9 protein-coding genes are annotated in these 13,283 nt (G+C 54.4%); 2 read left to right on the forward strand and 7 right to left on the reverse strand.

The genetic code is table 11. The annotated features are described in order from the left end of the window. Positions 1 to 110: 110 nt before the first annotated feature. The gene (gene maeB, locus ACL2XJ_RS19475; RefSeq protein WP_132921980.1) at positions 111 to 2,390 is read left to right on the forward strand and encodes an NADP-dependent oxaloacetate-decarboxylating malate dehydrogenase; all 2,280 of its coding nucleotides are present in this window, start codon (positions 111 to 113) and stop codon (positions 2,388 to 2,390) included. A gap of 603 nt (positions 2,391 to 2,993) precedes the next feature. Then, a complete protein-coding gene (locus tag ACL2XJ_RS19480; protein ID WP_413724194.1) occupies positions 2,994 to 4,445 on the forward strand; it encodes an amidohydrolase family protein in 1,452 nt (483 codons plus the stop codon). Positions 4,446 to 4,592: 147 nt separating this feature from the next. Here the strand turns inward: ACL2XJ_RS19480 and ACL2XJ_RS19485 are convergent, their stop codons facing one another. The 7 genes from ACL2XJ_RS19485 to ACL2XJ_RS19515 all read right to left on the reverse strand — a co-directional run bounded on the left by ACL2XJ_RS19485 (position 4,593) and on the right by ACL2XJ_RS19515 (position 12,882). Further along, positions 4,593 to 5,087, reverse strand: a complete 495-nt coding sequence (locus ACL2XJ_RS19485; RefSeq protein ID WP_413724195.1) for an arginine repressor — start codon at positions 5,085 to 5,087, stop codon at positions 4,593 to 4,595. Between the two features lie 120 nt (positions 5,088 to 5,207). Continuing rightward, complete coding sequence (locus tag ACL2XJ_RS19490) at positions 5,208 to 6,692, reverse strand: basic amino acid/polyamine antiporter (protein WP_132921979.1); 1,485 nt, start codon at positions 6,690 to 6,692, stop codon at positions 5,208 to 5,210. Next, the gene (gene argF, locus ACL2XJ_RS19495) at positions 6,685 to 7,707 is read right to left on the reverse strand and encodes an ornithine carbamoyltransferase (protein ID WP_132921978.1); all 1,023 of its coding nucleotides are present in this window, start codon (positions 7,705 to 7,707) and stop codon (positions 6,685 to 6,687) included. The genes ACL2XJ_RS19490 and argF overlap by 8 nt, the downstream gene beginning before the upstream one ends. A 51-nt stretch (positions 7,708 to 7,758) precedes the next feature. Beyond that, positions 7,759 to 8,667 (reverse strand): carbamate kinase, encoded by a 909-nt coding sequence (gene arcC / locus ACL2XJ_RS19500; protein ID WP_413726927.1) that lies wholly within the window; start codon positions 8,665 to 8,667, stop codon positions 7,759 to 7,761. A gap of 25 nt (positions 8,668 to 8,692) precedes the next feature. Continuing rightward, positions 8,693 to 9,913: an arginine deiminase gene (arcA, locus tag ACL2XJ_RS19505; protein ID WP_413724196.1), complete on the reverse strand. Its 1,221-nt coding sequence runs from the start codon at positions 9,911 to 9,913 to the stop codon at positions 8,693 to 8,695. 637 nt (positions 9,914 to 10,550) lie between these two features. After that, positions 10,551 to 11,249, reverse strand: a complete 699-nt coding sequence (locus tag ACL2XJ_RS19510) for a response regulator (RefSeq protein WP_132921975.1) — start codon at positions 11,247 to 11,249, stop codon at positions 10,551 to 10,553. Further along, positions 11,236 to 12,882 carry an ATP-binding protein gene (locus ACL2XJ_RS19515; RefSeq protein WP_413724197.1) on the reverse strand — a complete coding sequence of 549 codons (1,647 nt, stop codon included), beginning with the start codon at positions 12,880 to 12,882 and terminating at the stop codon, positions 11,236 to 11,238. Before ACL2XJ_RS19515 ends, ACL2XJ_RS19510 begins: the two co-directional genes overlap by 14 nt. Between the last annotated feature and the right edge of the window lie 401 nt (positions 12,883 to 13,283).

Here is a 13,283-nt window from a genome sequence, read left to right on the forward strand (position 1 = left end):
TTCAGACTATGCCTTGCTTCAAAGTTTGACTTTAAGCACAGTTTATACTGTTCGGGCGCAACATCGTTACATTCCTGTACAAGTTCTGATAAGCCACAAGGAATCCTACAATGGATGAACAACTCAAACAGAGTGCTTTAGATTTTCATCAATTCCCACAACCAGGGAAAATACGGATTACCCCGACTAAACCGTTGGCTACCCAACGCGATCTGGCGCTGGCCTATTCACCGGGCGTTGCCGCCCCTTGCCTTGAAATCGCCGCCGATCCTCTTGCCTCTTATAAATACACCGCCCGGGGCAACCTGGTAGCGGTGATTTCCAACGGCACCGCGGTGCTGGGGCTTGGCAACATCGGCGCGCTGGCCGGCAAACCGGTGATGGAAGGCAAAGGCGTCTTGTTTAAAAAATTTTCCGGCATTGATGTGTTCGATATCGAGGTGGATGAATCAGAACCCGATAAACTCATCGATATCATTGCCGCGCTGGAGCCCACCTTCGGCGGTATCAACCTTGAAGATATCAAAGCGCCCGAATGTTTCTACATTGAGAAGAAACTTCGTGAACGCATGAAAATCCCGGTATTCCACGACGATCAGCACGGTACGGCCATTATCTGTACCGCCGCGGTGATGAACGGTTTACGGGTGGTGGAAAAATCCATCAGCGACGTGCGCCTGGTGGTTTCCGGCGCCGGCGCCGCCTCCATTGCCTGTCTCAACCTGCTGGTGGCGCTGGGCCTGAAGCTGCACAATATCATCGTCTGCGATTCCCGCGGCGTGATCTATAAGGGCCGGGAAACGGACATGGCGGAAACCAAAGCCGCCTATGCCATCGAAGACAACGGCATGCGCACCCTGGCGGACGCCATTCACGGCGCCGATATTTTCCTCGGCTGTTCCGGTCCCGGCGTGTTGACCCAGGACATGGTGAAAACCATGGGCACCAAACCCCTGATCCTGGCGCTGGCCAATCCGGAACCGGAAATATTGCCGCCGCTGGCCAAAGCGGTGCGGCCTGATGCCATTATCTGTACCGGCCGCTCCGACTATCCCAACCAGGTCAATAACGTCCTGTGCTTCCCGTTTATCTTCCGCGGCGCGCTGGATGTGGGCGCCACCACCATTAACGAAGAGATGAAGCTCGCCTGCGTGCACGCCATTGCCGACCTGGCGATGGCCGAACAAAGCGACGTGGTGGCCTCGGCCTATGCCGATCAGGATTTGACCTTCGGCCCGGAATACCTTATTCCTACGCCCTTCGATCCCCGGCTGATTATAAAAATCGCCCCGGCGGTAGCGAGGGCGGCGATGGATTCCGGCGTAGCCACCCGGCCCATTGAAGATTTCGATGCCTATGTGGAGAAACTCACGGAGTTTGTCTACAAAACCAACCTGTTTATGCGGCCTATCTTCTCCCAGGCGCGCAAACAGCCGAAACGGGTCGTGATGGCCGAGGGCGAAGACGAACGCGTCCTGCATGCCACGCAGGAACTGGTCACCCTGGGACTGGCCACACCTATTCTTATCGGCCGTCCGAGCGTTATCGAGATGCGGCTGAAAAAACTGGGGCTGCATATTACCGCCGGTAAAGATTTCACCGTGGTCAATAACGAGTCCGATCCGCGCTTCAAAGAGTACTGGGGCGAATATTACCAGATCATGAAACGGCGGGGCGTTTCTCCTGAACAGGCGCAGCGCGCGTTAATCGGCAACCCGTCCCTTATCGCCGCCATCATGGTGAAACGCGGCGAAGCGGATGCCATGATTTGCGGTACCGTCGGCAGCTATCATGAACATTACAACGTGGTGGAATCGGTGTTCGGCTTCCGCGAGGGCGTCCACGTCGCCGCGGCGATGAACGCCTTGCTGCTGCCCAGCGGCAATACCTTCCTCACCGATACCTATGTGAATGACGATCCGACGCCGGAGCAGCTGGCGGAAATCACCCTGATGGCGGCGGAAACGGTGAGGCGTTTCGGTATTGAACCCAAGGTCGCGCTGTTATCCCATTCCAGCTTCGGCAGCTCCAATGCCCCCGCGGCATGCAAGATGCGTAAAACCCTTGAGCTGGTGCGGGAGAGAGCGCCGGAGCTGGAAATAGACGGGGAAATGCACGGCGACGCGGCGCTGGTGGAAAGCATTCGCCATGAGCTGATGCCCGACAGTCCGCTGAAAGGCTCGGCGAATCTCCTCATCATGCCGAATATGGAAGCCGCGCGCATCAGCTACAATCTGCTGCGCGTCTCCTCCTCGGAAGGCGTGACGGTGGGGCCGGTCCTGATGGGCGTGGCAAAACCGGTGCATATCCTTACGCCGGTGGCTTCGGTGCGGCGCATCGTGAATATGGTGGCGCTGGCGGTGGTGGAAGCCCAGACCGAGCTGCTGTAAACCGGCGTCGCCACCGGCGGTTCGGGCGCGTTACCTGCCCGGACCGTCCGGTGCCCGCGCGGGGCTCGCGGGTAAAGGCGCTCCGATGAGTTTGTCCTATCTCAAATGCTGTAGTGATAAGCCATCACTGCAGCGCACTTTAATGACAATCCCAATGACCCCACCGCCGACGCCGGTTTTAGCGCCGCTTTAAACCCTGCTATGACTGGCATCGTTATTTCCAAAACATAGACAAACGCTAATATAAATAAATGGGTCGCAATAGCATGGTCCTTGATTATCGAATCCAGGCCGAATAGCCAAGCCATATTACTATATATTGAAATTAAATTATTAAAAATGACTAAACTATTATGGTATTGGTTTGTGAATAAAAGCGCAGCATTGCTTATATTATAATATATTCTTACGCATTGTTTTTAAAAGTTTATTAACGTTGAGACGTGACGGCATCTTGCTCTTTCATATATTGCGTACCAGATCGCAAATATGGAATATGGCTAAAGCCGCATATAAAACAATGTGACATAATTCTTCAGACAATAGCGTATTTATTTCCCAGCCGGCCCACCGTCCCGATATAGATATCCTTAAGGATCAACCATGAGCTTAAATAGAAATAGCCACTCTAGCGGGTTGTCCGCCGTTTCGGCATATTGCGGCAATAGAATAAAAGGCCCTTGGTTAATCCTGCTGGGGATACTCTGTTTCTTTTCATATATCGCCTTGGCGGATGAAGGCGATTTCATCATGCCCGGGGAAGCCACGCCGCCGCCGGTCAATCACGAGGTGACCTTATTTCAGAATGTCCGCATCTTTGACGGTAAGAATGCCGACCTTTCCGACCCTTCAAACGTGCTGGTGAAGGATGGCGTCATCACGCGCATCTCCACCGACCCCATTGACGCGGACGGCGCCGACAATGCCCGGATTATTGCCGGCGACGGACGCGTGCTGATGCCGGGCCTTATCGATGCGCACTGGCATGCGTTCATGGCGGCGACGCCGCAGATGATGCTGATGACCGCCAATCCGGACTACCTGCAGCTGCGGGCGGCGCGGGAGGCGAGCGATACCTTGATGCGCGGGTTTACCACGGTGCGCGATCTCGGCGGCCCGGTATTCGGCCTCAAGCGCGCCATTGATGAAGGGATGATTGACGGCCCGCGCATCTACCCGTCCGGAGCCTTTATTTCACAAACGTCCGGCCATGGCGACTTTCGGTTCGCGTTTGAATTGCCGCGCCAGCCGGGCGGCCCGCTGAGTTTTTCAGAGCGTGAAGGCATCGCCGCCATTGCCGACAGCGCGGACGAAGTGCGCCTGCGGGCCAGGGAGCAACTGCGGCAGGGCGCCAGCCAGATCAAGCTGATGGGCGGCGGGGGCGTGGCCTCGCAGTATAATCCCCTTGAATCGGTACAATTCTCCGTGCCGGAAATCCGCGCGGCGGTGGAAGCCGCCAGCGGCTGGGGCACCTATGTGACGGTACACGCCTATACGCCGGCGGCCATTCGCCAGGCGGTGGAAGCCGGCGCCAAATGCATCGAGCACGGTCAGTTGATGGACGACGCCACCGCCAAAATGCTGGCGGATAAAGGCATCTGGCTGAGCACCCAGCCGCTGCTCGATGACGAGGACGCCTCACCGCTGCCAACCGCCCTGTCCCGGCAAAAGGCCCAGCAGGTCTTTGCCGGCACTGACAACGCCTATATGCTGGCCATCAAATACCATATCAAGACGGCTTTCGGCACCGATTCGCTGTTCGACCCGCGGGTGGCCGGCCGCCAAGGGGCGATACTGGCTAAATTGGTACGCTGGTATACCCCGGCGGGGGTATTGAAGATGGCCACCGGCGACAACGGCGAACTCATGGCATTATCGGGAAATATCAACCCCTATCCCGGCCGGCTCGGCACGGTGGAGCAAGGCTCGCTGGCGGACCTGCTGCTGGTGGACGGCAATCCTCTGGATAATATCAAGCTTATCGAGGACCCCGGCAAAAACTTTGTCGTCATTATGAAGAACGGCCATATCTATAAAGATACGTTGCCGAAATAACAATGCAGGGTTCACCCGCCGGCGTCGCAGCGACAAATCTGCCGGAAGCAGATTTGAACGCCGCTGGCAGCGGCCCTGAAGGGGCGAGGCTCATGGATGAGCCGAGTATTACCAACGCACCGGCAACTTGAAGTATGGCGGGTATATTTATTCGCGGAAATCCCCATGCCCCAGCAGGCGGGAAATATGCTTATAGAGATGCAGCACCGAATAATCCCGCCGGGGGCTGACCCACACCGATGAATTGGCGGCCACGATGCCCAGGATCCCCGGCAGATTCTGCAAATCCAGCACCTTGGCGATGGCGCGGGCATAACCGGCAATGGTCAAAATCAACACGAAATGGGTGTTATGCTCCACGCCCAGCACCATGGAAGACAAAGGGTTCTCGATGGCCGGCCTGGCCTGGTGGCGCTGATCGAGGGTATACACCTTGATGCCCTTGGCGTTGCGTACCTTGGTTACCCCCAGGCTTTTCAGTAAACGCGATACGCTGGATTGCCCGATACGGGTGTAGCCGGCCCGGATCATCTCACGGCGGATTTCATCTTGGGACGCGTAGTTATTACTGCTGATCAATTGATGGCAGAGGTCAAGTTTTCGCTGTTCTTTCGCAACTGAATCGGTGGATTTTTTTATCATGGATAGCCAGCCTGCACTGGAGGTTGAATGAGAAATCCATTGTTTAATCAATCTGCTGGGTAAGCAAATCAGCGAACCGATTTGCCTACCGGCTTAACATTTACGTCACGGTTCGGCGCGTCAGGAAACCAGCTGGATTTGCCCCTGGGCAATCATGACCAGGGTGAGGATCGCCAACAGCACCAGCAGCACCGCAATGACAATTTCAAACGGTTTAAACAGCAGCGGCGCGCCAAGGCTGCTTTTATGCCAGGCATACACCGCGATGCCCGGTACGAACAGCAGCGAGGAAAGCATCATTTGGCCACCGGCGGCATAACACAGCCAGATGCCGTAAAGCGTACCGATCAAGGCCAGGATGATATCGCCGCCGCGGGGTTCCCCGTCCTGGTAGCTCTCTCCCCGCCAGGCCAGCTTCAGTCCATAAGCGGCGCTGAATACATAAGGCGGCAGGATGGCGGCGGTGGCGATGGAAAACAGGGCCTGATAGCCGGCGCTGTAAAACAGGGTCAGCAGCAAAAACAGCTGGATCAGTGCGTTGGTGACCCACAATGCCGTTTCCGGCGAGTTATGGACGCCGGTTTTGCCGAAGAACCGCGGGAACATACCGTCTTTGGCGGCGACGTAGGGCAGTTCAGCGGCAAACAGCGTCCAGGCCAGCAGGGCGCCAGCCACCGACAAAATGACCCCCGCGGCGACAAACTTCGCCCCCCAGGCGCCGACAATATGCTCCAGCACGCCGGCCATGGACGGATTTTTCAGTTGTCCCAGCGCGGCCTGTTCCAGCACCCCCATCGACAGCAGGCTCACCAGCAGATAAATGGCCAGGCAACCCAATAGCCCCAATACCGTTGCCTTGCCGATATCGTTACGCCGCGCCGCGCGGGTGGACACCACGGTGGCCCCTTCGATGCCGATAAATACCCAGGTGGTCACCAGCATGGTGCTTTTCACCTGTTCGAACAGCGCCGGGTGCTGATTGTCCACCTGGATAAGCCGACCCCAGAAATCGCTGCTGAACACATCGAGGCGGAAGGCCACTACCGCTGCGCAGATAAAGACCATCAGCACCAGGACTTTCACCACCGTCAGGATAGTATTGATCAGCGCGGCTTCCTGTACGCCTTTCAGCACCAGGGTATGCACCAGCCACAACATAGCCGAGGCGCCCAGGATGGATTGCCAGTTATTGCCAAGCCCGAACACCGGGAAAAAGAAGCTTAGCGCGCTGAACATCAATACCGCATAGGAGACATTGCCGAGCCAGGCGGAAAACCAGTATCCCCACGCGGCCTGAAATCCGATGAAATCGCCGAAACCGGCGCGGGCATAGCTGTATATACCGCCCTCCAGATCGGGCCGGCGGCGGTTCAGTAATTGAAAAATAAGCGCCAGGCAAATCATGCCCACCGCCGTAACGCCCCAGCCGATAAGCAGGGCGCCGGTGGAGGCGGAGTAGGCCATATTCTGCGGCAGGCTGAATACCCCGCCGCCGATCATGGAGCCGATAACCAGCGCCACCAGCGCGCTCAGGCCGAGCTTTTTCTCAGATATATTTTCAGATGCGCTCAGGCCGTGTTTGTTATCAGAAGTATGTTCAGACATATAAACCTCCCGGGACGCCCAAGGTGGCCACCATCACCGCCTTGATGGTGTGCATGCGATTTTCCGCCTCATCGAACACAATGGAATGGCGGGATTCAAACACTTCATCGGAAACTTCCAGCCCTTTGAGCCCGTAGGTCTGCTCAATTTCGCGGCCGATAACCGTCTGCTCGTCATGGAAGGCCGGCAGGCAGTGCATAAATTTCACCTGCGGATTGCCGGTAGCGGCGACAACCGCCATATTCACCTGATAAGGCGTCATCAACGCCACCCGTTCGGCCCAGGTGTTTTTGGGTTCGCCCATGGAAACCCAAACGTCGGTATAGAGAAAATCCACCCCGGCCACGCCCTCGTCGATATGTTCGGTCAGCGTGATGGCCGCACCGGTATCCTTGGCGACGGCGCGGCACTGCGCCACCAGCGCTTCCCGCGGCTGGAAGCTTTTTGGCGATACCAGGCGGATATCCATGCCCATCTTCGCCGCGCCCACCATCAGGGAATTGCCCATGTTGTTGCGGGCATCGCCCAAATAGGCGAATTTGATCTGGTTCAGCGCCTTGCCGCCGGCGTGCTCCTGCATGGTCATCAGGTCCGCCAGGATTTGCGTCGGATGGAACTCATCCGTCAGCCCGTTCCACACCGGTACGCCGGCGTAGCGCGCCAGCTCTTCCACAATCTGCTGTCCGTAGCCGCGGTACTCTATGGCGTCATACATCTTTCCCAGGACCCGTGCGGTGTCTTTCATCGATTCCTTGATGCCGATTTGCGAACCGGTGGGCCCGAGATAGGTGACCTGCGCGCCCTGATCGAAGGCCGCCACTTCAAAGGCGCAGCGGGTACGGGTGGAGGTTTTTTCGAAAATCAGCGCAATGTTTTTGCCCTGGAGATGCCGTGGTTCGTCGCCGGCGTATTTGGCTTTTTTAAGGTTCGCCGCCAGGGCGAGCAGATACCGGATCTCCTCCGGGCTGTAGTCCAGCAGTTTGAGAAAATGCCGATGATATAAATTGACGCACATATTTTTCTTCCTTAAATAAATATCAGGCGGCGCAGCGGCCGCCGGTGGGGATTAATGCAAGGTAATCAGCGTGCCGGTTTCGCCGCGCATAATGGCGACGCCCTGTTCCATGGCGCCGATGCCGGCCGTGCCGCCGGTAGCGGTGACAAACTCGCAAACCGCCTGGATCTTCGGCCCCATGGAGCCCGCGGCAAAATGCATGGCCGACAGCTCCAGGGGCGTGCTGTGGCGCAGCGCGGTCTGGCGTGGCGTGCCCCAGTCGCGGTAAACGGCGTCGGCGTCGGTGAGGATCAGCAGCGCGTCGGCGTTGATCTGGCGCGCCAGCAGCGCCGCCGACAGATCTTTATCAATCACCGCTTCGATGCCCCGCATGCCTTCAGCGCTGCGTACCACCGGAATGCCGCCGCCGCTGCATATCACCAGATGCCCCTTGGCCGTCAGGGCGTGAATCGCCTCGCGCTCGATAATCTGTACCGGCCGGGGCGAGGGCACCACGCGGCGCTGGGCATTGCCGTCCGCTTTCATGGCCCAGCCGCGCGCGGCCTGCAGCGCGCCGGCCTGCGAAGCGGTATAAACCGGGCCGATGAACTTGCTGGGATTGAGGAAGGCGGCATCTTGCGGGTCTACCTCCACCTGGGTCAGCAGGGCGCTGATGGGCATATCCGGCAGGGCGTTTTTCAGCGCTTGCAGCAGCATGTAGCCGATCATGCCCTGGGACTCGGCGCCCAGTATGTCCAAGGGGTAGGGCGTCACCTCGGTAAAGGCGCTGTTTTGCAGCGCCAGCAGTCCCACCTGGGGACCGTTGCCGTGAACCAGGATCACCTGCCACTCCCCGGTCAGGGCGGCGAGGGTTTCGGCGGCGGCGGCCACGTTGCGTCGCTGAGTTTGTGCTTCCAGCGGCTCGCCGCGTCTCAACAAGGCATTGCCCCCCAGCGCCACCACCAGGGTCGGTTTAGTCATCTTCATCTGTTTTGTCCTTAGGCGATCAAAGTCCGTCACGCTGCAGCGGACAGCTCATGCAGCGGGCTCCGCCCCGGCCGCGGCCCAGCTCGTCGCCGGGAATGGTCAGCACGGTAATGCCGGCTTTGTCATATTTCTCGTTGGTATAGGTGTTGCGTTCATAACCGATGACCACGCCGGGCCGCACCGTCAATACGTTGTTGGCATCGTTCCACTGCTCGCGCTCCGCTTCGAACGCATCGCCGCCGGTGGTGATAAGCTCGATAGGGTCCACCTGCAGCACCTGTTCCAAGGCCCGTAAAAATAGCGGCTCTTCGGTCATCTTCAATCCGCCCCGGCCGTCGGGGATAAGGTTCCAATAGCCCTGTTCGGCCTTGATGACTTCGGGATAAACCGAGAATTTATTCATATCCAGGTGAGTCATAACCGTATCCAGGTGCATACATGAGCGGTGTTTGGGTAATTGCAGCGCCATAACCCGGTCGGCCTGATGATGTTTAAATAAGGAACGGGCCAGCAGTTCGACGCCCTGTGGCGTGGTGCGTTCGGATAAACCGATTAATACCGCTCCCCGGCCAATGACCAATACATCACCGCCTTCAAGAGTGGCATTATCATAATTAATCCTTTCGTCATCGAAATATCTATAAAAGGATTGCCGGGCAAATAAAGGATGCCAGCGATAAATGGCACGCAAATTATTACTTTCCCGTCTCCTGGCCTCTTTAGCCATAGGGTTGATTGAGACGCCGTTATATATCCAGCAGGATGTGTCTCGAGTAAATAAATGATTCGGTAATGGCTTGATAATAAAATCAGTCGGGCTATGGCTATTGACCACCATATTGGTAAAGCCGGTGGGCACCTCCTGGTAGCTCAATCCGCCGGTAAGAATCCGCGCCAGTTCCCGGTCGGGCAGGGTACGCAGCCAATGCTGTATTTCCAGGGCAAACGACGGTCCCAGGCGGAAATCCGACACCTGAGTGGTCAATAGCCACTCCTTGGCTTCGTCGATAGCCAGCGTCTGAGCCAGCATATCGGTTAATAATAATACCTCCACGTCTTCCTTTCGCAGGATGTCGGAAAAAATATCATGCTCTTTTCCCGCGCGCTCAACAGACAGAACATCGTCAAATAATAATTCCTGGCAGTTGGATGGGGTTAAATGTTTCAGGCTTAAATTTGGTCGGTGCAGCAGAACACGACGGAGTCGTCCTATTTCAGAACCCACATAATGACTTTGCATGGTTAGTACCGCCTCTCACAGAATTAACAGGGGCAAAAAGAGCGTAGGGTATCCCGCTCTCAAATAATCAATATTTGAAAGGGGAAATAATTAAGTACCGCCTACTTCATTGCGATGGCGGCCATATTAACCAGGCGGCTTAATTCGAAAGTGATCCGGATCACGCTTAATTTATTATTTGCCGTGCTGTGTTAGTTAGTTGATGACAATCATTATTTAGGTATTTGGTATTATTCATGAACTGAATTTTTATGTGGTTTTATTGACTGGAGTTCCTTCATCGGCGGATTTGATATCCATGACAGTCATGGCTTATTTTTTATAATACATTGAATGTTATGCATTTATTTGTTTTTCACGCAGGAACATTAACATTTTATGCGTCGCGGTGGTTTTTATATTTTACCGGGGGGAACGTCAGGCTGGAAAACTATGCTGAATGGGGAGATTTTCACCGTGATGATGAATTGTGAACCTAAGCGCAGTTAAATTAATATCCATACATTAACAAGACATTAGGCGAACCTAAAGGTAACTGTAGTTGCTGTTTTGGCGTTTTGGGTGCATAAAAATCCAGCCAGGATCGTAACGCTCCGGCAATAACCGGAATAATTAATCACGGGCCGGCAAAGGGTGGCTATGAAGGGATGTGGCGTCGGTATAGCCGGCGCGGATGGCCGATTTTGCCGTAGCGCATTTCAACGCTGAGGAAATCAATTTCCACGCAGTATTCCAGATAGCGGCGGGCGGTGGTTTTGCTCAGCCCGGTCTGGCTGACGATATCGTCAACGGAATGCAGGCTGTCTTGCCCGGCGATAAAAATTTGCCGGATCAGATTGAGGGTATTTTCTTCGATACCCTTGCTGCCGGTATCCTGGCTGAATGTTTTGGATTGCAGCTGATAAAGGATATCGACGTTTTGCTGGTCTACCACTTTGAAGGCCCGCTGAGTCCGGGCAAACTGGATAAACCGTTCCAGCGAATGGCTCAGCCGCTTCCAGGAGATGGGTTTAAGAATATAGTCGAACGCACCGCAGCGGATAGCCTGGCTACAGGTATTCATATCGCTGGCGGCGGTAATGAAAATCACCGAACATTCCAGTCCGCGCATAAGTTCGCTGTCGATTAATGAGATCCCCTCACCGTCCGGCAGGTAATTATCCAGCAGGATCAGCCGGGGCCGCTTTTGACGGAGCTGTTCCCGCGCGTCCTTCAAGGTGCGCGCAACGCCCACCAGACGAAGCTGTGCATGGCCGTCGATAAAATCAGCGTGCATTTGCGCCAGTTGGTTTTCATCTTCCACCACCAGCACGTCAAAAATTTCAGGCTGTATCATCAGATTCATCCGGATTAATGAGGTCGGGTAACATTGCACGACTTTCCATCGGAATAAAAATGGAAAAAACCGTACCGTAAGGTTGATTGGCGGACACCTCAATGGTTCCGCCGCAATGATTCACATAATTTGCCACCAGGTGCAGGCCAAGCCCATGATCGCCGCTGGGTTTGGTGGTGATGCCCACGTCGAAAATCCTTTCCCGCATCCCCTGGGGGATACCGATGCCCTGATCGGCTATTTCGATCACCACATCACGGGCGCTACCGACAATATAGGCCTCTATGGGATAGCGCTCCCCCTTGCGCAACAGGGTTGCCTCAACGGCGTTATCCAGCAGGTTGCCGATAATCGACATCAGCTCGGTTTCGCGCAGGCCGGATGGCAGCTGCGCCAGGCCGCAGGCCGGATCAAATAATAACTCCACGTTTTTTTCACGCGCCCCGGCATACTTGCCCAGCAATAAGCCGCACAATGCCGGCGAGCAAAAACGCGCCGAGACGAAATCAAGTATTTCCTGGGCGCTTTCCGATTGCGCTTCAATATACCGTATTGCTTCATCATAGCGTTTCATATGCAATAACCCGGCGAGGGCGGCGGTCCAGTTCAACTGCTCATGACGCAAAATACGTAAATTATCCGCATAGCGCTTCACCTGGCTTAATTGAACATTGAGACTGTTTATTTCATGCTGATCGCGAAAACTGATCACCCAGCCCTGCAACTTGTCCTCCAGCAAAATCCGCACGCGGCTGGCGATGACCGTAACCTGATTGAAAAGGCAGATTTCGTCATGGGTATCGCTGGCCAGCATGGTTTTTTCCTGCAGGAAAGGGATGGGTTTAATCACCGATGACAGGCGTTGGCCGCGCAGTTCTCTTGAGGACGCATGCAGGGAGAGTATCGATTTGGCCGCTTGATTGATCTCGGCAACGCGGTATTCTTTATCGATGGCAATCACGCCTTCAAAAATGGATTCCAACAGCGCTTTTTGCTGGCGGACCAATAGGCCTATTTCTCTTGGCTCCAGTGAAAACATCTGTTTCTTCATCGTATTGGCAAACCACCAGGAAAACACAAATAATGCCACCAGCAGCATTAACGCCATCACGAGAATATTAATTAATTTCCCGGTGCTGAGCATATCGATACGAGTTTTCAAATAGCCGATAGACACAATGCCAATAATATGATGTTGCCCATCGAATATGGGCGCCTTACTGCGCAATGAAATACCTAAACCGCCGCGCCGCACGGAAATGCTGTCTTTACCTTGCAATACCTCGGTATTGTCTCCACCGATCATCGATTTGCCAATGCTGCCGGGATAACCCGAATGATATAAATGCATACCGTGCTCATCGCCGATAACGATATAACTGGCATCGCTGCGGTTTGCCAATTTACCCACCAGGGCGGCAATGGCGTCGGTATCCTTGATTTCAACCGCATCAATGAGCGTGGGGATCATGGCGATTTCCCGCGATTGGACCTGAGCGCGAGCGCCGAGTTCAGCATAAAGCTGCTTATCCAAGTCGTAGTAATAATATATGCCTATCAGCAATAGCAATAATGAAAAGAAAAGGATCAGGCTGATAAATAACTTAATATGGAAAGAAACTTTTATACACATAATAAATCATAGCCATTAGGCAAACGCGGTAATCTTATCATGATTAAAATCAGGTGTAAGGGCGCTAAATCTAAAGTGTGATCTCAACCACAACCGTTGGGGGATATTACCGCTAAATGTCGGCCGAGTGTTAAAAACTCAGTCTACATATCTCCCACCTTTCATTAACAAGCTATTTTTTTGAGGAATAAAAACCATTAAAACCATAAAAACCATTGAAATCATATAACCCATAAAAATCTTATTAAGATAAATTGCGCCGCTGCCATGATCATGAAATAATAAAATCCATTAAAATCTTTAAGACCTTTAAAATAGCGGTTTAAATTTGAATTCAATCACATAAATAACGTCAGCCGTTTTTTAGTATTCCAGCACTTATTTTACTTACCCTAAATAAT

The sequence above is a fragment of the Sodalis sp. RH16 genome, from assembly GCF_047324245.1.
Classification (GTDB): domain Bacteria; phylum Pseudomonadota; class Gammaproteobacteria; order Enterobacterales; family Enterobacteriaceae; genus Acerihabitans; species Acerihabitans ligni.